Raw genomic sequence first — 19,539 nt, 5'->3', positions numbered from 1 at the left:
AAAGGGAGGTAGGCCCCTTGATAGATGTAAATAACTTTGAATATATGAAGATTGGACTTGCTTCACCTGACAAGATTCGTTCTTGGTCATACGGTGAAGTTAAGAAACCAGAAACAATTAACTATCGTACGTTAAAGCCTGAAAAAGATGGCTTGTTCTGTGAGCGTATTTTCGGACCACAAAAGGACTGGGAATGTCATTGCGGGAAATATAAACGTGTACGTTATAAAGGTGTAGTTTGTGATCGATGTGGCGTTGAAGTAACGCGTGCAAAAGTTCGTCGTGAACGTATGGGTCATATCGAATTAGCTGCTCCTGTATCTCATATTTGGTATTTCAAAGGTATCCCGAGCCGCATGGGACTTGTCTTAGACATGTCCCCTCGCGCGCTTGAAGAAGTAATTTATTTCGCTTCTTATGTTGTAACAGAAAGTGGAGATACACCACTTGATAAGAAGCAATTACTTTCTGAAAAAGAATACCGTGCATATCGTGATCGATATGGCAGTACATTCCATGCTGCTATGGGTGCAGAAGCGATTAAAAAATTACTGCAAGACATCGATTTAGATAAAGAAGTAGACTTCTTAAAAGAAGAATTAAAAACAGCACAAGGACAACGCCGTACTCGTGCTATTAAACGTCTAGAAGTATTAGAAGCATTCCGTAACTCTGGAAATCACCCATCTTGGATGATCTTAGAGGTTCTTCCAGTTATCCCACCAGAACTACGCCCAATGGTACAGTTAGATGGTGGACGTTTTGCTACTTCTGACTTAAACGACTTATATCGTCGTGTAATTAACCGTAACAACCGTTTAAAACGTCTATTGGACTTAGGTGCACCAAGCATTATCGTTCAAAACGAAAAACGTATGTTACAAGAAGCTGTAGACGCATTAATCGATAATGGTCGCCGTGGCCGTCCAGTTACTGGACCAGGTAACCGTCCATTAAAATCACTATCTCACATGCTTAAAGGTAAACAAGGACGTTTCCGTCAAAACTTATTAGGTAAACGTGTTGACTACTCTGGCCGTTCTGTAATCGTTGTAGGACCGAACTTAAAGATGTACCAATGTGGATTGCCGAAAGAAATGGCACTTGAATTGTTTAAACCTTTCGTTATGAAAGAGTTAGTTGGAAAAGGATTAGCACACAACATTAAGAGTGCTAAACGTAAAATCGAGCGTGTACACCCTGAAGTTTGGGACGTTTTAGAATCTGTGATCAAAGAGCATCCAGTACTTCTAAACCGCGCACCAACACTTCACCGTCTTGGTATCCAGGCGTTTGAACCTACACTAGTAGAAGGTCGTGCAATCCGTCTTCACCCACTTGTATGTACTGCATACAACGCGGACTTTGACGGTGACCAAATGGCGGTTCACGTTCCGTTATCATCAGAGGCACAAGCAGAAGCTCGTATCCTTATGTTAGCGGCACAAAACATCTTGAATCCAAAAGACGGAAAACCAGTTGTTACTCCATCTCAGGATATGGTATTAGGTAACTATTACTTAACACTTGAGCGCGAGGGTGCAATCGGTGAAGGTATGGTCTTCAAAGATGCAAACGAAGCAATACTTGCATACCAAAATGGATATGTACATCTGCACACACGTGTTGCAGTTGCTGCGAGTTCGGTAAATAATGTAACGTTTACTGAAGAGCAAAAGAGTAAGCTTCTATTAACAACAGTTGGTAAATTAATATTTAACGAAATCTTACCAGAGTCGTTCCCTTATATTAATGAACCAACAAACTCAAACCTTGAAAAAGAAACACCAGCGGAATATTTCGTTGAAAAAGGTGCGAACATTAAAGAAATTATTGCTAGTCGCGAAGAAGTGGCGCCATTTAGCAAGAAAATCCTTGGTAACATTATTGCGGAAGTATTCAAGCGTTTCCAAATTACGGAAACATCTCGCATGCTTGACCGTATGAAAAACTTAGGATTTAAATACTCTACAAAAGCTGGTATTACAGTTGGGGTATCAGACATTCTTGTATTAGGCGAAAAAAATGAAATTCTCCATGAAGCACAAGCAAAAGTAGATAATGTAATTAAACAATTCCGTCGCGGTTTAATCACGGAAGAAGAACGTTACGATCGCGTTATCTCTATTTGGAGTAATGCAAAAGATGTTATCCAAGGAAAACTGATGAAATCCTTGAATAAACGCAACCCAATCTTCATGATGAGTGATTCCGGTGCCCGTGGTAATGCATCGAACTTTACTCAGCTTGCTGGTATGCGTGGTCTGATGGCCAATCCATCTGGTCGTATCATTGAGCTTCCGATCAAATCAAGTTTCCGTGAAGGTTTAACAGTACTTGAATACTTCATCTCTACGCATGGTGCGCGTAAAGGTCTTGCCGATACAGCACTTAAAACTGCCGATTCTGGTTACTTAACACGTCGTCTTGTAGACGTTGCACAAGATGTAATTGTTCGTCAAGATGATTGTGGAACAGATCGTGGTTTACTAATTGGTGCGATTAAAGAGGGTAATGAAGTTATTGAGTCACTATATGATCGTCTTGTTGGACGTTTTGCGAGAAAAACTGTAAAACATCCTGAAACAGGTGAAGTATTAATTGCTGAAAATCAATTAATTACTGAAGACATTGCTCATATCGTTGAAAAGTCGGGTGTTGAAACTGTAAACATTCGTTCAGCGTTTACGTGTAATACTCGCCATGGTGTATGTAAGAAGTGTTACGGTCGTAACTTAGCAACTGGTACAGACGTAGAAGTAGGAGAAGCGGTAGGTATTATCGCAGCTCAATCTATCGGTGAGCCAGGTACACAGTTAACGATGCGTACGTTCCATACAGGTGGGGTTGCCGGAGATGACATCACACAAGGTTTACCTCGTATCCAAGAGATCTTCGAAGCTCGTAATCCGAAGGGTCAGGCAGTTATCAGTGAAATTGACGGTGTTATCGCAGCGATCAACGATGTTAAAGATCGCCAAGAAGTAGTTGTACAGGGTGAAGTTGAAGCTCGTACGTATGCTATTCCTTACGGTGCTCGTCTGAAAGTAACTCTAGGACAGCCAATTAGCCACGGTAAAGAGTTAACAGAAGGTTCTATTGATCCGAAGGAATTACTAAAAGTAACGGACATTACAGCAGTTCAAGAATACTTATTACGTGAAGTTCAAAAAGTATACCGTATGCAAGGGGTAGAAATTGGTGACAAACACGTAGAAGTAATGGTACGTCAAATGCTACGTAAAGTTCGTGTAAGTGATGCGGGTGAAACAGATGTATTACCAGGAACATTACTAGATATCCATCAGTTTACTGATGCGAATGCGAAGGTGTTACTGAAAGGTAAACAACCAGCAACGGCTAGACCGGTTCTACTTGGTATTACAAAAGCTTCACTTGAGACAGATTCGTTCTTATCTGCAGCGTCATTCCAAGAAACAACTCGTGTTCTAACAGATGCAGCAATTAAGGGTAAACGCGATGAGCTTCTAGGATTGAAAGAGAATGTTATTATCGGTAAGCTTGTTCCTGCTGGAACAGGTATGAATCGTTATCGCAAAGTGGATCTTGTAAAAACAACACAAGATAACATGAATGTAGAAAACGATGAAGTTTATGTGGAACAGTAAAATTTTCCGTCGTAAATTTTGTATAAAAACAGCTGATCCTAGTTGACATTGTATGAGACAAAATGTTACTATAATCAAGGTTGCTCCTGAATGATGCTTTGGAGGATATTTAAATGTCTTATCAAAAAGTGTCAAATGCTGAAAATGTAGTCGTTGGTCATAAACGAACATTGGAAGCAATCAAAAATGGTATAGTTAAAGAAGTTGTTATTGCGGAAGATGCTGATGTGCGGTTAACCCATGTTATCATTCGTACTGCCTTGCAACATAACATACCCATAACCAAAGTTGAATCAGTTCGTAAGCTTGGAAAAGTTTCGGGGATTCAAGTGGGAGCTTCAGCAATAGGAATAATAAGTTAAAACTGTTTTTGTGAGGAGAGAGCATTTGCTCTTCCTTGCAAAAACTTTGTTTTCAACTAATAATGAACCACCTGGATATGTGGTCATACAAACATGCGAAGGGAGGATAATCAAATGCCTACTATTAACCAATTAGTGAGAAATGGTCGTACTGATAAAGTATGGAAGTCTAAATCACCTGCGTTAAACAAAGGTTTTAATTCTTTAAAGAAAAAATCAACTGATATCTCTGCACCTCAAAAACGTGGTGTGTGTACTCGTGTTGGTACAATGACTCCGAAGAAACCGAACTCAGCGTTACGTAAATACGCTCGTGTACGTTTAACAAACGGTATTGAAGTTACAGCTTACATCCCAGGTATCGGTCATAACCTACAAGAGCATAGCGTAGTATTAATTCGCGGTGGTCGAGTAAAGGATTTACCAGGGGTACGTTACCACATCGTTCGTGGTGCGCTTGATACAGCTGGTGTTGACAAACGTATGCAAGGACGTTCTAAATATGGTACTAAGCGACCAAAACCTGCTAAAAAATAATAAATTTATAATGAAAGGAGGAACTCAATATGCCTCGTAAAGGACCTGTTGCGAAACGTGACGTGTTACCAGATCCAATGTACAATTCTAAGCTTGTAACACGCCTAATCAACAAAATGATGGTTGACGGTAAAAAAGGTAAATCTCAAACAATTCTTTATAACGCTTTCGAGATCGTTCGTGAACGTTCAGATAAAGAACCAATGGAAGTATTCGAGCAAGCTCTTAAGAACATCATGCCTGTTCTTGAAGTACGCGCTCGTCGTGTTGGTGGTGCTAACTACCAAGTTCCAGTTGAGGTTCGTCCAGAACGCCGTACAACTTTAGGTCTTCGCTGGTTAGTAAACTATGCTCGTCTTCGTGGTGAAAAAACTATGGAAGAGCGTCTAGCTTACGAAATCTTAGATGCATCTAACAACGCTGGTGCAGCTGTTAAGAAACGTGAAGATACTCATAAAATGGCAGAAGCTAACAAAGCATTTGCTCATTACCGTTGGTAGGATTCAACGTAAAATAAATGTAAGCATAAACCGCTTTATTTGTCGCTTATGGAAGTGTGGAGAGGGAGAATGCCTCTCCCTTTCGTTGGGCGCTCGTTTTACATAATGAGGGTACTGGACACTGGCATATGTAACAATATAAAGTGGCTTTTTTGCTACTTAAAATAAAATAATCCAATCCATATATGGAAGGAGCAAGACACCAAATGACTAGAGAGTTCTCTTTAGAAAACACTCGTAATATTGGTATCATGGCTCACATCGATGCTGGTAAAACAACAGCAACTGAGCGTATTCTGTATTACACAGGACGTATTCATAAAATCGGTGAAACTCATGAAGGTGCATCTCAGATGGACTGGATGGAGCAAGAGCAAGAACGTGGTATCACAATTACTTCTGCTGCAACTACAGCACAATGGAAAGGTCACCGTGTAAATATCATTGACACTCCAGGACACGTAGATTTCACAGTAGAAGTAGAACGTTCTTTACGCGTACTTGATGGCGCAGTAGCAGTACTTGATGCACAATCTGGTGTAGAACCACAAACAGAAACTGTTTGGCGTCAGGCTACTACTTATGGTGTACCTCGTATCGTATTCGTTAACAAAATGGATAAGATTGGTGCAGATTTCTTATACTCTGTAGGAACAATCCACGATCGTTTACAAGCAAACGCACATCCAATTCAGTTACCAATCGGTGCTGAAGACGAGTTCAATGGTATTATTGACCTTGTTGAAGAGTGTGCTTACATGTACAGTAACGATTTAGGAACAGACATCGAGCGTGTTGAAATTCCTGAAGAGCACAAAGAATTAGCTGAAGAATACCGTGGAAAACTTATTGAAGCGGTAGCTGAGCTTGATGAAGAAATGATGATGAAGTACCTAGAAGGTGAAGAAATCACTGTAGAAGAGCTTAAAGCTGGTATCCGTAAGGCTACAACTTCTGTTGAATTCTTCCCAGTAATCTGTGGTTCTGCATTCAAAAATAAAGGTGTTCAAATTCTGTTAGACGCAGTTATTGACTACCTACCATCTCCATTAGATGTACCCGCTATTAAAGGTACTCTTCCGGATACGGAGGAAGCTATCGAGCGTAAGTCTAGCGATGAAGAACCATTCGCAGCTCTAGCATTCAAAATCATGACTGACCCTTATGTTGGTAAGTTAACGTTCTTCCGTGTATATTCTGGTGTGTTAAACTCTGGATCATACGTGAAAAACTCAACTAAAGGTAAGCGTGAGCGTGTAGGTCGTATCTTACAAATGCACGCTAACAGCCGTGAAGAGATTTCAACAGTTTACGCTGGTGATATCGCTGCTGCTGTAGGTTTAAAAGATACTACTACTGGTGATACTCTTTGTGATGAGAAGAGTCTTGTTATCCTTGAGTCTATGGAATTCCCAGAACCAGTTATCTCTGTAGCTATCGAACCGAAATCTAAAGCTGACCAAGATAAAATGGGTACAGCATTATCTAAGCTTTCTGAAGAAGATCCAACATTCCGTGCTCACACTGACCAAGAAACTGGCCAAACAATCATCGCTGGTATGGGTGAACTTCACCTTGATATCATCGTTGACCGTATGCGCCGTGAATTCAAAGTGGAAGCAAACGTTGGTGCTCCTCAGGTAGCATACCGTGAGACTTTCCGCGCTGCTGCGAAAGTTGAAGGTAAGTTCGCTCGTCAATCTGGTGGTCGTGGACAATTCGGTCACGTTTGGATTGAGTTTGAACCTAATGAAGAAGGTAAAGGATTCGAATTCCAAAACAAGGTTGTCGGTGGTGTAGTTCCACGTGAATACATCCCAGCTGTTGGAGCGGGTCTTGAAGACGCACTTAAAAATGGTGTACTAGCTGGTTATCCACTAGTTGATATTAAAGCTGCGTTAGTTGACGGATCTTACCATGATGTCGATTCATCTGAGATGGCGTTCAAAATCGCTGCATCTATGGCGCTTAAAGCTGCGGTTTCTAAATGTAGCCCAGTAATTCTTGAGCCAATGATGAAAGTTGAAGTTGTAATTCCTGAAGAGTACATGGGTGACATTATGGGCGACGTAACATCTCGTCGTGGACGTGTAGAAGGTATGGAAGCTCGCGGTAACGCACAAGTTGTTCGCGCTATGGTTCCACTTTCTGAAATGTTCGGTTATGCAACAGCATTACGTTCTAACACTCAAGGACGCGGAACATTCTCAATGACATTTGATCATTATGAAGAAGTACCGAAGTCTGTTTCTGAAGAAATTATTAAAAAAAATAAAGGTGAATAATTGATTTTTATCGATTGTTCAAGTATAACTACTTATGTAAGCTTAGAAAGTGAGACGCAAGTTTCACTTTCTAGTCTAAATATAAAATAACCCATATAAACTAAGGAGGAATTTAGAATGGCTAAAGCTAAATTCGAACGTTCTAAACCCCATGTTAACATCGGTACAATCGGCCACGTTGACCATGGTAAAACTACATTAACTGCTGCGATCACTACAGTTCTTGCAAAAGCTGGTGGTGCTGAAGCACGCGGATACGATCAAATCGACGCTGCTCCAGAAGAAAGAGAGCGCGGAATCACAATCTCAACTGCACACGTTGAGTACGAAACTGAAACTCGTCACTATGCACACGTTGACTGCCCAGGTCATGCTGACTATGTTAAAAACATGATCACTGGTGCTGCTCAAATGGACGGCGGTATCTTAGTAGTATCTGCTGCTGATGGTCCAATGCCTCAAACACGTGAGCACATCCTTCTTTCTCGTCAAGTAGGTGTTCCTTACATCGTTGTATTCTTAAACAAATGCGACATGGTAGATGACGAAGAATTATTAGAATTAGTAGAAATGGAAGTTCGCGACCTATTATCTGAATACGGATTCCCAGGCGACGATATTCCTGTAATTAAAGGTTCTGCTCTTAAAGCTCTTCAAGGAGAAGCTGAGTGGGAAGAAAAAATCATCGAATTAATGACTGAAGTTGATGCTTACATCCCAACTCCAGAACGTGAAACTGACAAACCATTCTTAATGCCTATCGAGGATGTATTCTCTATCACAGGTCGTGGTACAGTTGCAACTGGTCGTGTTGAGCGTGGAATCGTTAAAGTTGGTGACGTAGTAGAAATCATCGGTCTTGCTGAAGAGAATGCTACTACAACTGTAACTGGTGTAGAAATGTTCCGTAAGCTTCTTGACCAAGCTCAAGCTGGAGACAACATCGGTGCTCTACTTCGTGGGGTTGCTCGTGAAGACATCCAACGTGGACAAGTTCTTGCTAAAACTGGCTCTGTAAAAGCGCACGCTAAATTCAAAGCTGAGGTTTTCGTATTATCTAAAGAAGAAGGTGGACGTCATACTCCATTCTTCGCTAACTACCGTCCACAGTTCTACTTCCGTACAACTGACGTAACTGGAATCATCCAATTACCAGAAGGTACTGAAATGGTAATGCCTGGTGACAACATCGAAATGACTATCGAACTTATCGCTCCAATCGCTATCGAAGAGGGAACTAAATTCTCTATTCGTGAAGGTGGACGTACAGTAGGTTACGGTGTAGTTGCTACAATCGTTGCTGAGTAGTCTTTAATTAGATTATTAAAAACTCAAGGGATTCTCCCTTGAGTTTTTTTATTGCTTATTACTATAGAAGAAAGAGGTGTATTTTCTATTTTTGGATGAGTTTCTTCTATAGTATATAAAACGAAAATAACACCCAAAAACTGTAAGTTGAATAAGAGTAGATGAAAACTTGATATTCTTTAAAGTGCCATGTATAATAGCAAAAGTAGAGAAAAGCAGATGCGAACAAAAAGATGCTTGCATCTAGACGAATAACATTGTATAATAGACAATGTTGGTCTTTGACTGCGATGAAGTGGAAGGTTGCTGACACACCCGGCCGCTTTGCCATGGCATGGTGTGGGGAAATTTCCATGGAGAAGGTCTATTTTAGAAATAGGCGAACGAAGGAGGGAAAATAATGGCAAAAGAAAAAATTCGTATCCGTTTAAAAGCTTATGATCACCGTATTCTTGATCAATCAGCTGAGAAAATTGTAGAAACAGCTAAGCGTTCTGGGGCAACAGTTTCTGGTCCGATCCCATTACCAACTGAGAAGACTATTTACACAATTCTTCGTGCTGTTCATAAGTACAAAGATTCTCGTGAACAATTCGAAATGCGCACACACAAACGTCTAATCGACATCGTGAGTCCTACTCCGCAAACAGTAGATTCATTAATGCGTTTAGATTTACCATCTGGTGTAGATATCGAAATCAAACTATAATTCATATAACTTAAAAATGTAGGAGGTGTAACTCATGACCAAAGGAATCTTAGGAAGAAAGATCGGTATGACTCAAGTATTTGCTGAGAACGGTGAGTTAATCCCAGTAACGGTAATCGCTGCTAATCCAAACGTTGTTCTTCAAAAGAAAACAACTGAAACTGATGGCTACAACGCAATTCAGTTAGGATTTGAAGATAAACGTGAAAAGTTAACTAACAAACCTGAACAAGGCCACACTGCTAAAGCATCTACAACTCCTAAGCGCTTCATTCGCGAAATCCGCGATGCAGACGTGGACGGATTAGAGGTTGGTCAAGAGGTAAAAGTTGAAGTTTTCGCTGCAGGTGAAATCGTTGACGTAACAGGAATTTCTAAAGGTAAAGGTTTCCAAGGTGTTATTAAACGCCACGGACAATCTCGCGGACCTATGTCTCATGGTTCTCGCTATCACCGTCGTCCAGGTTCAATGGGGCCAGTTGCTCCGAACCGTGTATTCAAAGGCAAAAAACTTGCTGGACGTATGGGTGGAGACCAAGTTACTATCCAAAACTTAGAAATCGTTCAAGTTGACACTGAGCGCAACTTATTACTAGTAAAAGGTAACGTTCCAGGTGCTAAGAAATCTCTTGTAGTTGTTCAAGGCGCTGTGAAGGTTAGCAAATAATTCACAATAGGAAGGAGGAATTCCAATGCCAAAAGTTACTGTATATAACCAAACTGGTTCACAGGTTGGTGAAATCGAATTAGCTGAAGCTATTTTCGGTATCGAACCAAATGAAGCTGTACTATTTGAAGCTGTAATGATGCAACGTGCATCTTTACGTCAAGGTACACACAAAGTAAAAACTCGTTCTGAAGTTCGTGGTGGTGGTCGTAAACCATGGCGTCAAAAAGGAACTGGACGTGCTCGTCAAGGTTCTATCCGCTCTCCTCAATGGCGTGGTGGTGGTACGGTATTCGGACCTACACCAAGAAGCTATGCGTACAAACTTCCTAAGAAAGTTCGTCGTTTAGCAATCAAATCTGCATTAGCTACTAAAGTAGTTGAGAACAACATTGTAGTTCTTGAGGACCTAGTGTTAAATGCACCAAAAACAAAAGACATGGTAGCAGTACTTAAAGGATTAACTGTTGAGAAGAAAGCTCTTATCGTAACTGCTGATGCAAACGAATCTGTAGAGTTATCTGCTCGCAATATCCCTGGAGTAACAGTAATCACTGCTGATGGCGTAAACGTGCTAGATGTGCTTCATCATGATAAGCTAATCATGACAAAAGCGGCAGTGGAAAAAGTAGAGGAGGTGCTTGCATAATGAGAGATCCTCGTGATATCATTAAGCGCCCAGTTATCACTGAACGTTCTATGGAAATGATGGCTGAAAAAAAATACACGTTCGACGTGGACGTTAAATCTAATAAAACAGAGGTTAAAGACGCTATAGAAGCGATCTTTGGTGTTAATGTAGACAAAGTAAATATCATGAACTACAAGCCGAAAGCAAAACGTGTTGGTCGTCACGCTGGTTTTACTAGCCGTCGTCGTAAAGCAATCGTTAAGCTAACTGCTGACAGCAAAGAAATCGAAATCTTCCAAGGCGTTTAATTCTTACTAAAGAAGGAGGGAAATTGAGATGGGAATTAAAAAGTATAATCCAACTACTAACGGTCGTCGTAACATGACTACGAATGATTTCGCTGAAATCACGACTGACAGACCAGAAAAGTCTTTACTTGCTCCTTTAAGCAAAAAGGCTGGTCGTAATAACCAAGGTAAAATTACTGTACGTCATCAAGGTGGCGGACATAAGCGTCAATACCGTATCATCGACTTTAAGCGTAACAAAGATGGAATTCCAGGACGCGTTGCTACGATCGAATACGATCCAAACCGCTCTGCGAATATCGCATTAATTAACTACGTTGACGGTGAAAAACGTTACATTCTTGCTCCTAAAACTTTAGAAGTAGGTATGGAAGTTATGTCTGGCCCTGAAGCTGACATTAAAATCGGTAACGCATTACCATTAATCAACATTCCAGTAGGTACTGTTGTTCATAATATCGAGCTTAAGCCTGGTCGTGGAGGACAATTAGTCCGTTCTGCTGGTACGTCTGCTCAAGTACTTGGTAAAGAAGGAAAATACGTACTTGTACGTTTAACTTCTGGTGAAGTACGTTTAGTATTATCTGCTTGTCGCGCTTCAATCGGTCAAGTTGGTAACGAACAACACGAACTTATCAAAATCGGTAAAGCAGGTCGCTCTCGCTGGTTAGGTAAGCGCCCAACAGTTCGTGGTTCTGTAATGAACCCGGTTGATCACCCACACGGTGGTGGTGAAGGACGCTCTCCAATCGGACGTAAGTCTCCAATGTCTCCATGGGGTAAACCAACTCTTGGATTCAAGACTCGTAAGAAAAACAAAGCGTCTGATAAATTTATCGTTCGTCGTCGTAAAAAATAATGGGATTGTAGTACGGTTCATTTCAAGAACCGTACGCCAATCACGAAGGGAGGCACCAAAATGGCTCGTAGCTTAAAAAAAGGACCATTTGTCGATGATCACTTAATGAACAAAATGGAAAAATTAGTTGCATCTGAGCAAAAACAAGTTGTTAAAACTTGGTCTCGCCGTTCAACAATCTTCCCTCAGTTCATCGGACATACAATTGCTGTATATGATGGTCGTAAACACGTACCTGTGTACATCACTGAGGATATGGTTGGCCATAAGTTAGGTGAATTCGCACCAACTCGTACGTATAAAGGTCACCTTGCTGACGATAAGAAAACTAGAAGATAATGAGAGGAGGCACTTCAATGCAAGCTAAAGCAGTAGTGAGAACAGTTCGTATTGCTCCTCGTAAGGTTCGTTTAGTAGTAGACTTAATCCGAGGTAAGCAAGTGGGTGAAGCGATTGCTATCCTTAACCACACACCAAAAACTGCTTCTCCAGTTGTAGAAAAAGTTTTAAAATCTGCAATCGCAAATGCAGAGCACAATTATGAGATGGATATTAACAACCTAGTTGTTGAAAAAGTCTTCGTTGACGAAGGTCCAACGTTGAAACGTTTCCGTCCACGTGCAATGGGTCGTGCAAGCCAAATTAACAAACGCACAAGCCACATCACAGTTGTGGTATCAGAAAAGAAGGAGGGATAATCGATGGGTCAGAAGGTTAATCCAATTGGTCTTCGTGTCGGTATTATCCGCGACTGGGAATCTCGTTGGTTCGCTGAGAAAGATTATGCTACGTTATTACATGAAGACATCAAAATCCGTGAGTACATTACTGTACGCTTAAAAGATTCTGCTGTTGCTAAAGTAGAAATCGAACGTGCAGCAAATCGTGTAAATGTTACAATTCACACTGCAAAACCTGGTATGGTAATTGGTAAAGGTGGTACTGAAGTTGAAGCACTTCGTAAAGCTCTTAATCAATTAACAGGCAAGCGTGTACACATTAACATTTTAGAAGTTAAGAGAGCTGATCTTAACGCTAAATTAGTAGGCGAAAACATCGCTCGTCAATTAGAAAACCGTGTATCATTCCGTCGTGCACAAAAGCAAGTTATTCAACGTGCTATGCGTGCAGGAGCAAAAGGTATTAAAACACAGGTTTCTGGTCGTCTTGGCGGAGCTGATATCGCTCGTGCAGAATCTTACAGTGAAGGAACTGTTCCACTTCATACACTTCGCGCTGATATTGACTATGCAGCAGTTGAAGCTGATACAACATACGGTAAATTAGGCGTAAAAGTATGGATCTACCGTGGAGAAGTCCTTCCTACAAAAAAGAAAGCTTCTGAGGAAGGAGGAAAATAATATGTTAATGCCTAAACGCGTAAAATATCGTAGAGAGCATCGTGGTAAAATGCGTGGTCGTGCAAAAGGTGGAACTGAAATCGCTTTTGGTGAATTCGGTTTACAAGCACTAGCTGCTTCATGGATTACAAACCGTCAAATCGAAGCTGCTCGTCGTGCAATGACTCGTCACATGAAACGTGGCGGTAAAGTATGGATTAAAATTTTCCCTTCTAAACCTTACACTGCAAAACCTCTAGAAGTACGTATGGGTTCCGGTAAAGGGGCACCAGAAGGCTGGGTAGCAGTAGTAAAACCTGGGAAAATTATGTTTGAAATTGCGGGTGTATCTGAAGAGGTAGCACGCGAAGCATTACGTCTTGCAGCTCACAAGTTACCTGTGAAATGTAAATTCGTAAAACGTGAAGAAAATGGTGGTGAATCTAATGAAAACTAATGATATTCGTGAATTAACCACTGCCGAAATCGAAACAAAAGTTAAAGCTTTAAAGGAAGAGTTGTTTAATCTTCGCTTCCAACTTGCTACAGGACAATTAGAGAACCCAACTCGCATCCGTGAAGTACGTAAAGCGATTGCTCGTATGAAAACTGTAGTTTGTGAAAGAGAGATCGGAATTAATCGATAAATTGAGGGGAGGTTTGCATAGTGAGCGAACGTAACCAACGCAAAGTTTATACTGGTCGTGTTGTTTCTGACAAAATGGACAAAACGATTACAGTTTTAGTTGAAACTTACAAAACTCATTCCTTATACGGAAAACGTGTTAAGTATTCTAAAAAGTATAAAGCCCATGATGAGCAAAACCAAGCGAAACTTGGCGATATCGTTAAAATCATGGAAACTCGCCCGCTTTCTGCTACTAAGCGTTTCCGTTTAGTTGAAATCGTTGAAGAAGCGGTTGTTATCTAAATAGACGAATCGGAATTTTTAGTCCGAAGGGAGGTTTCATAACATGATCCAACAAGAATCTCGTTTGAAAGTTGCTGACAACTCTGGTGCTCGCGAACTTTTAACAATTAAAGTATTAGGCGGCTCTGGTCGTAAATATGCTTATATTGGTGATATTATCGTTGCTACGGTAAAACAAGCAACACCAGGTGGCGTTGTTAAAAAAGGTGACGTTGTTAAGGCAGTAGTGGTACGTACGAAGAGCGGAGCTCGTCGTCCGGACGGTTCTTATATTAAATTTGATGAAAACGCAGCGGTTATCATCAAAGACGATAAGAGCCCACGTGGTACTCGTATCTTCGGACCAGTAGCTCGTGAATTACGTGATAGCAACTTCATGAAGATCGTTTCTTTAGCTCCAGAAGTTCTATAATTTAAGGTATTGCCTTGCTAAGGAGGTGCAGAATTAAGATGCATGTAAAAAAAGGTGATAAAGTTCAGGTAATCACTGGTAAAGACAAAGGAAAACAAGGTGTTATCCTTGTGGCTTTCCCAAAGCAAAACCGTGTTATCGTTGAGGGTGTTAACATCGTTAAAAAACACTCTAAGCCATCTCAATTAAATCCACAAGGTGGAATTATTACGAAAGAAGCACCTATTCACGTTTCTAATGTTATGGTATTAGATCCGAAAACAGGCGAACCTACTCGCGTAGGCTTCAAAGTAGAAGATGGTAAAAAAGTGCGTATTGCAAAAAAATCTGGTGAATTATTAGATAAATAATTTTCTTAAGAAAGGAGGTCACTTCATTGAATCGCCTTAAAGAGAAGTTCCAAAAGGAAATTACTCCTGCTCTAATGAGCAAGTTTAACTATAAATCTGTGATGGAAGTACCGAAAATCGAAAAGATCGTAATCAACACTGGTGTTGGTGACGCGGTATCTAACTCAAAAGCTTTAGACAATGCAGTAGAAGAATTAACTCAAATCGCAGGTCAAAAACCTGTTGTAACTCGCGCTAAAAAATCAATCGCTGGTTTCCGTCTTCGTGAAGGTATGCCAATCGGTGCGAAAGTAACTTTACGCGGTCAGCAAATGTATGAGTTCTTCGACAAATTAGTATCAGTTTCTTTACCACGTGTACGTGATTTCCGTGGTGTTTCTAAGAAATCATTTGATGGTCGTGGGAACTACACATTAGGTGTTAAAGAGCAACTAATTTTCCCTGAGATTGATTATGATAAAGTAAGTAAAGTCCGAGGTATGGACATCGTAATCGTTACTACAGCGAAAACTGATGAAGAAGCTCGTGAACTTTTAACACAATTCGGTATGCCATTCCAAAAATAATGGAAGCCAACGCTAAGTAGAGGAGGCGAAAACGTGGCTAAAAAATCTATGATCGCGAAACAAAAGCGTACTCCTAAGTTTAAAGTACAAGAGTATACACGTTGCGAACGCTGCGGTCGTCCGCATTCTGTATACCGCAAATTTAAGCTTTGCCGTATTTGTTTCCGTGAACTTGCATATAAAGGTCAAATTCCTGGTGTTAAAAAAGCTAGTTGGTAAAACCCACAAATGGGAAGGAGGTAAAACACATGGTGATGACAGATCCAATTGCAGACATGCTTACTCGCATCCGTAATGCGAATATGGTACGTCATGAGAAATTAGAGGTTCCTGCTTCTAAAATCAAAAAAGAGATCGCTGATCTTTTAAAGCGTGAAGGTTTCATTCGTGATGTAGAATACATCGGGGATAACAAACAAGGTATCCTTCGTATTTTCCTGAAATATGGTGCAAACAATGAACGTGTAATCACTGGATTAAAGCGTATCAGTAAACCTGGCTTACGCGTTTACGCAAAAGCTGATGAAGTACCTCGTGTACTTAACGGATTAGGTATCGCTCTTGTTTCTACATCTAAGGGAGTAATGACAGACAAAGATGCTCGTCAATTACAAACTGGTGGAGAAGTAGTAGCATACGTTTGGTAATATATATTTAAAACGAACGGAGGTGTGACCACATGTCTCGTATTGGTAAAAAGATTCTTGAAATCCCTGCAGGTGTTACTATTACAGTTGCAGAAGACAATACTGTAACAGTAAAAGGCCCTAAAGGTGAATTAACTCGTACTTTCAAAACTGATATGTCTATCAAAATTGAAGAAAATACACTAACAGTTGAGCGTCCATCTGAACAGAAGGAACACCGTGCATTACACGGTACAACTCGTGCTTTAATCGGAAACATGGTTGAAGGTGTAACTACAGGTTTTGCACGCGGACTTGAATTAGTCGGTGTTGGTTACCGTGCTCAAAAACAAGGAGATAAACTTGTTTTAAGCGTAGGTTATTCTCATCCAGTAGAAATGACTCCAGAAGCAGGACTTGAAGTTGAAGTACCTGTACCAACTAAAATCGTAATTAAAGGTATCGACAAGCAACGTGTTGGCGAATTTGCTGCTAACATCCGTGCTGTACGTGCTCCTGAGCCATATAAAGGTAAAGGTATTCGTTACGAAGGCGAAGTTGTTCGTCGTAAAGAAGGTAAAACTGCTAAGTAAACCCGTTAGGTGAAAGAAAGGAGTGACAAGAATGATCACTAAAGCTGCTAAAAATGCGACTCGTAAGAAAAGACATGCACGTGTACGTGCTAAACTTACTGGTACTGCAGAACGTCCACGTTTAAACGTGTACCGTTCTAACCAACATATTTACGCTCAAGTTATTGATGATGTAAATGGTGTAACATTAGTAAGTGCATCTACTCTTGATAAAGACCTTGCTCTTAACGGTACTAGCAATACTGAAGCTGCTACGAAAGTTGGAGAATCAGTTGCTAAGCGTGCTGTAGAGAAAGGCGTTAAAGAAGTAGTATTTGATCGCGGTGGTTACTTATACCATGGCCGTGTTAAAGCTCTAGCTGAAGCTGCTCGTGAGGCTGGATTACAATTTTAATGGTCAAAGGAGGGAAAATTGATGCAACGCATTGACCCAAGTAAATTAGAACTTGAAGAACGTGTAGTTACGATAAATCGTGTCGCGAAAGTTGTTAAGGGTGGTCGTCGTTTCCGCTTTGCTGCACTAGTTGTAGTTGGCGATAAAAACGGTCATGTTGGATTCGGTACTGGTAAAGCACAAGAGGTACCAGACGCAATCCGTAAAGCTATCGAAGACGCTAAGAAAAACCTAATCGCAGTACCATTAGTTGGTACAACAATTCCACATACAATCAACGGTCATTTTGGAGCTGGTGAAGTATTCTTAAAACCTGCTGCTGAGGGTACTGGTGTTATTGCTGGTGGACCTGTTCGTGCGGTACTAGAATTAGCTGGTGTACAAGATATTCTTTCGAAATCTCTTGGTACTAACACACCAATCAACATGATTCGCGCTACTGTGAACGGATTAAGCGAACTTAAGCGCGCTGAAGATGTTGCAAAATTACGCGGTAAATCTGTAGAAGAGCTACTAGGTTAAGGAGGGAAAACAAATGGCGAAAAAGTTAGAAATTACCCTCACTCGTAGTGTAATTGGTCGTCCACAAGATCAACGTGCGACGGTAGAAGCTTTAGGTCTTAAAAAGTTGAATTCAACTGTAGTTAAGGAAGAAACTCCTGCTATTCTTGGTATGATCAACAAAGTTTCTCACCTTATCTCTGTAAAAGAAGCTTAAGGATAACTCATTAATATAAGGAGGTGCCTGGGAATGAAACTTCATGAATTAAAACCTGCAGAAGGTTCTCGTAAAGTACGTAACCGTGTCGGTCGTGGTATCGGTTCTGGTAACGGTAAAACTGCTGGTAGAGGTCATAAAGGACAAAACGCACGTTCTGGCGGCGGTGTTCGTCTTGGCTTCGAAGGTGGTCAAACTCCACTATTCCGTCGTTTACCAAAACGCGGCTTCACAAACATTAACCGTAAAGAGTTTACTATTGTAAACTTATCAACGTTAAATCGTTTTGAAGATGGTACAGAAGTAACACCTGAATTATTGCTGGAAACTGGCGTTATCAGCAAGTTAAACGACGGTGTTAAAATTCTTGCAAGCGGAGCAGTAGAGAAAAAATTAACTGTTAAAGCGCACAAGTTCTCTTCAAGTGCTAAAGAAGCAATTGAAGCAGCTGGCGGATCAGTTGAGGTGATCTAATGTTTCGTACAATCTCCAACTTTATGCGCGTTGCTGAGATAAGACGTAAAATATTATTCACTTTAGCGATGTTAGTCGTATTCAGGATTGGCACGTTTATCCCAGTGCCATTTACAAATGGAGACGTACTGAAAGCACAAGATCAATTAAATGCCTTAGGTATCCTAAATACATTTGGCGGTGGCGCCTTGAAGAACTTCTCCATCTTCGCGATGGGAATCATGCCGTATATTACAGCATCCATCATCGTGCAATTATTGCAGATGGATGTTGTTCCTAAATTTTCGGAATGGTCGAAGCAAGGCGAAATGGGCCGTCGTAAACTAACGCAATTCACGCGTTACTTTACAATTGTTCTTGCGTTTATTCAGGGGTTTGGTATGTCAATCGGTTTTAACGGTATGGTAGGTGGGCAATTAATTTTGAATCCAGGTTGGAGCACTTATTTATACATTGCTACGGTACTGACTGCTGGTACTGCATTTTTAATGTGGTTAGGTGAACAGATTACATCTAAAGGTGTAGGTAATGGTATTTCCATTCTTATCTTTGGTGGTATTGCCGCAGCGATCCCAAGTGTTATATCTCAAGTGTATCAACAACAGTTTCAAAATATCGGAGATCAATTGTTCATGAGTATCGTTAAAGTTGCATTGATTTTACTAGCTGTGCTAGCAGTTATTGTTGGTGTTATTTTCATTCAACAGGCTGTTAGAAAGATCCCAATTCAATACGCGAAGCGTGTAACAGGAGGGAATGGGAATCATGCTGGAGCACAAAACACTCATTTACCACTTAAGGTAAATAGTGCGGGTGTTATTCCAGTCATTTTTGCTGTTTCATTCTTAATTACGCCTCCAACTATTGCACAGTTCTTCCCGAAACATGATGTATCGCAGTGGATTATTGCAAACTTTAACTATTCTCACCCAGTGGGAATGATCATATATGTTGCGCTCATTGTAGCCTTCACATACTTCTATGCATTTGTTCAGGTTAATCCAGAGCAAATGTCAGAGAATCTAAACAAGCAAGGTGGATATGTTCCAGGTATTCGTCCGGGTAAGAATACAGAACAATATCTAACAAAAATCTTGTATCGTTTGACCTTTGTGGGATCAATTTTCCTAGCAGCGATTGCAATCTTACCAGTTATCTTTACGAAACTGGGAAATCTTCCTCCATCTGCACAGATTGGTGGAACGAGTATGTTAATCGTTGTCGGCGTTGCTTTAGAAACAATGAAGCAGCTAGAAAGCCAATTGGTAAAACGCCATTACAAAGGGTTTATCAAGCAGTGAGTAAGTGGGAAGAACTGTCTTCCCTACATGCTCATGTAC

28 protein-coding genes are annotated in these 19,539 nt (G+C 40.7%); all 28 read left to right on the top strand.

Annotated elements, in window-relative coordinates; translation table 11 throughout:
- The first annotated feature begins 17 nt into the window (after positions 1-17).
- The 28 genes from rpoC (at position 18) to secY (ending at position 19,500) form a co-directional block, all read left to right on the top strand.
- Complete coding sequence (rpoC, locus tag MR066_RS25110; RefSeq protein ID WP_002063415.1) at positions 18-3,629, top strand: DNA-directed RNA polymerase subunit beta'; 3,612 nt, start codon at positions 18-20, stop codon at positions 3,627-3,629.
- Positions 3,630-3,742: 113 nt separating this feature from the next.
- On the top strand, positions 3,743-3,991 hold the full coding sequence (locus tag MR066_RS25105) for a 50S ribosomal protein L7ae-like protein (protein WP_000121833.1): 249 nt from the start codon (positions 3,743-3,745) through the stop codon (positions 3,989-3,991).
- A gap of 114 nt (positions 3,992-4,105) precedes the next feature.
- A complete protein-coding gene (gene rpsL, locus MR066_RS25100; protein WP_001142341.1) occupies positions 4,106-4,528 on the top strand; it encodes a 30S ribosomal protein S12 in 423 nt (140 codons plus the stop codon).
- Between the two features lie 29 nt (positions 4,529-4,557).
- Positions 4,558-5,028, top strand: coding sequence for a 30S ribosomal protein S7 (rpsG, locus tag MR066_RS25095; RefSeq protein WP_002063416.1), 471 nt, complete (start codon positions 4,558-4,560; stop codon positions 5,026-5,028).
- 206 nt (positions 5,029-5,234) lie between these two features.
- On the top strand, positions 5,235-7,313 hold the full coding sequence (gene fusA / locus MR066_RS25090) for an elongation factor G (protein WP_002139943.1): 2,079 nt from the start codon (positions 5,235-5,237) through the stop codon (positions 7,311-7,313).
- Positions 7,314-7,430: 117 nt separating this feature from the next.
- Positions 7,431-8,621, top strand: a complete 1,191-nt coding sequence (gene tuf / locus MR066_RS25085; protein WP_002009778.1) for an elongation factor Tu — start codon at positions 7,431-7,433, stop codon at positions 8,619-8,621.
- Positions 8,622-9,021: 400 nt separating this feature from the next.
- Positions 9,022-9,330: a 30S ribosomal protein S10 gene (gene rpsJ / locus MR066_RS25080; RefSeq protein ID WP_001040595.1), complete on the top strand. Its 309-nt coding sequence runs from the start codon at positions 9,022-9,024 to the stop codon at positions 9,328-9,330.
- Between the two features lie 34 nt (positions 9,331-9,364).
- Positions 9,365-9,997, top strand: coding sequence for a 50S ribosomal protein L3 (gene rplC / locus MR066_RS25075; RefSeq protein ID WP_000160209.1), 633 nt, complete (start codon positions 9,365-9,367; stop codon positions 9,995-9,997).
- A 25-nt stretch (positions 9,998-10,022) separates the two neighbouring features.
- Complete coding sequence (gene rplD / locus MR066_RS25070; protein WP_001127261.1) at positions 10,023-10,646, top strand: 50S ribosomal protein L4; 624 nt, start codon at positions 10,023-10,025, stop codon at positions 10,644-10,646.
- Positions 10,646-10,936 (top strand): 50S ribosomal protein L23, encoded by a 291-nt coding sequence (gene rplW / locus MR066_RS25065; protein WP_001205557.1) that lies wholly within the window; start codon positions 10,646-10,648, stop codon positions 10,934-10,936. The genes rplD and rplW overlap by 1 nt, the downstream gene beginning before the upstream one ends.
- A 28-nt stretch (positions 10,937-10,964) precedes the next feature.
- The gene (gene rplB, locus MR066_RS25060; protein WP_000511584.1) at positions 10,965-11,795 is read left to right on the top strand and encodes a 50S ribosomal protein L2; all 831 of its coding nucleotides are present in this window, start codon (positions 10,965-10,967) and stop codon (positions 11,793-11,795) included.
- 60 nt (positions 11,796-11,855) lie between these two features.
- Entirely contained in the window at positions 11,856-12,134 is a 279-nt protein-coding gene (gene rpsS / locus MR066_RS25055) for a 30S ribosomal protein S19 (protein ID WP_000124452.1), read from the top strand.
- Positions 12,135-12,151: 17 nt separating this feature from the next.
- Positions 12,152-12,493, top strand: a complete 342-nt coding sequence (gene rplV, locus MR066_RS25050; protein WP_002009773.1) for a 50S ribosomal protein L22 — start codon at positions 12,152-12,154, stop codon at positions 12,491-12,493.
- Positions 12,494-12,496: 3 nt separating this feature from the next.
- Positions 12,497-13,156 carry a 30S ribosomal protein S3 gene (rpsC, locus tag MR066_RS25045; protein ID WP_002009771.1) on the top strand — a complete coding sequence of 220 codons (660 nt, stop codon included), beginning with the start codon at positions 12,497-12,499 and terminating at the stop codon, positions 13,154-13,156.
- A gap of 1 nt (position 13,157) precedes the next feature.
- Entirely contained in the window at positions 13,158-13,592 is a 435-nt protein-coding gene (rplP, locus tag MR066_RS25040) for a 50S ribosomal protein L16 (protein ID WP_002063419.1), read from the top strand.
- Entirely contained in the window at positions 13,582-13,782 is a 201-nt protein-coding gene (rpmC, locus tag MR066_RS25035; RefSeq protein WP_002091523.1) for a 50S ribosomal protein L29, read from the top strand. The genes rplP and rpmC overlap by 11 nt, the downstream gene beginning before the upstream one ends.
- Positions 13,783-13,802: 20 nt before the next feature.
- The gene (rpsQ, locus tag MR066_RS25030) at positions 13,803-14,066 is read left to right on the top strand and encodes a 30S ribosomal protein S17 (protein ID WP_002091526.1); all 264 of its coding nucleotides are present in this window, start codon (positions 13,803-13,805) and stop codon (positions 14,064-14,066) included.
- A gap of 43 nt (positions 14,067-14,109) precedes the next feature.
- Positions 14,110-14,478, top strand: a complete 369-nt coding sequence (rplN, locus tag MR066_RS25025; RefSeq protein ID WP_002063420.1) for a 50S ribosomal protein L14 — start codon at positions 14,110-14,112, stop codon at positions 14,476-14,478.
- 38 nt (positions 14,479-14,516) lie between these two features.
- Complete coding sequence (gene rplX, locus MR066_RS25020; protein ID WP_000558201.1) at positions 14,517-14,828, top strand: 50S ribosomal protein L24; 312 nt, start codon at positions 14,517-14,519, stop codon at positions 14,826-14,828.
- 26 nt (positions 14,829-14,854) lie between these two features.
- Entirely contained in the window at positions 14,855-15,394 is a 540-nt protein-coding gene (rplE, locus tag MR066_RS25015; RefSeq protein ID WP_002091528.1) for a 50S ribosomal protein L5, read from the top strand.
- Positions 15,395-15,427: 33 nt separating this feature from the next.
- Complete coding sequence (gene rpsN / locus MR066_RS25010) at positions 15,428-15,613, top strand: 30S ribosomal protein S14 (protein WP_001085700.1); 186 nt, start codon at positions 15,428-15,430, stop codon at positions 15,611-15,613.
- A 29-nt stretch (positions 15,614-15,642) separates the two neighbouring features.
- Positions 15,643-16,041, top strand: a complete 399-nt coding sequence (gene rpsH / locus MR066_RS25005) for a 30S ribosomal protein S8 (RefSeq protein WP_002091529.1) — start codon at positions 15,643-15,645, stop codon at positions 16,039-16,041.
- A 32-nt stretch (positions 16,042-16,073) separates the two neighbouring features.
- Entirely contained in the window at positions 16,074-16,613 is a 540-nt protein-coding gene (gene rplF / locus MR066_RS25000; RefSeq protein WP_002063425.1) for a 50S ribosomal protein L6, read from the top strand.
- 31 nt (positions 16,614-16,644) lie between these two features.
- Positions 16,645-17,007 (top strand): 50S ribosomal protein L18, encoded by a 363-nt coding sequence (gene rplR, locus MR066_RS24995; RefSeq protein WP_002009761.1) that lies wholly within the window; start codon positions 16,645-16,647, stop codon positions 17,005-17,007.
- Between the two features lie 21 nt (positions 17,008-17,028).
- Positions 17,029-17,529, top strand: coding sequence for a 30S ribosomal protein S5 (gene rpsE / locus MR066_RS24990; RefSeq protein WP_002063426.1), 501 nt, complete (start codon positions 17,029-17,031; stop codon positions 17,527-17,529).
- Positions 17,530-17,542: 13 nt separating this feature from the next.
- A complete protein-coding gene (gene rpmD, locus MR066_RS24985) occupies positions 17,543-17,725 on the top strand; it encodes a 50S ribosomal protein L30 (RefSeq protein ID WP_002009757.1) in 183 nt (60 codons plus the stop codon).
- A 33-nt stretch (positions 17,726-17,758) separates the two neighbouring features.
- Positions 17,759-18,199: a 50S ribosomal protein L15 gene (gene rplO, locus MR066_RS24980; protein WP_002009754.1), complete on the top strand. Its 441-nt coding sequence runs from the start codon at positions 17,759-17,761 to the stop codon at positions 18,197-18,199.
- The gene (secY, locus tag MR066_RS24975; RefSeq protein WP_002091534.1) at positions 18,199-19,500 is read left to right on the top strand and encodes a preprotein translocase subunit SecY; all 1,302 of its coding nucleotides are present in this window, start codon (positions 18,199-18,201) and stop codon (positions 19,498-19,500) included. The genes rplO and secY overlap by 1 nt, the downstream gene beginning before the upstream one ends.
- Positions 19,501-19,539 lie beyond the last annotated feature (39 nt).

Source organism: Bacillus cereus group sp. BfR-BA-01523 (assembly GCF_022662615.1).
Taxonomy (GTDB): domain Bacteria; phylum Bacillota; class Bacilli; order Bacillales; family Bacillaceae_G; genus Bacillus_A; species Bacillus_A mycoides.
Note: the sequence above shows the minus strand (reverse complement) of the source record. Positions and strands in the feature narration are given on the sequence as shown.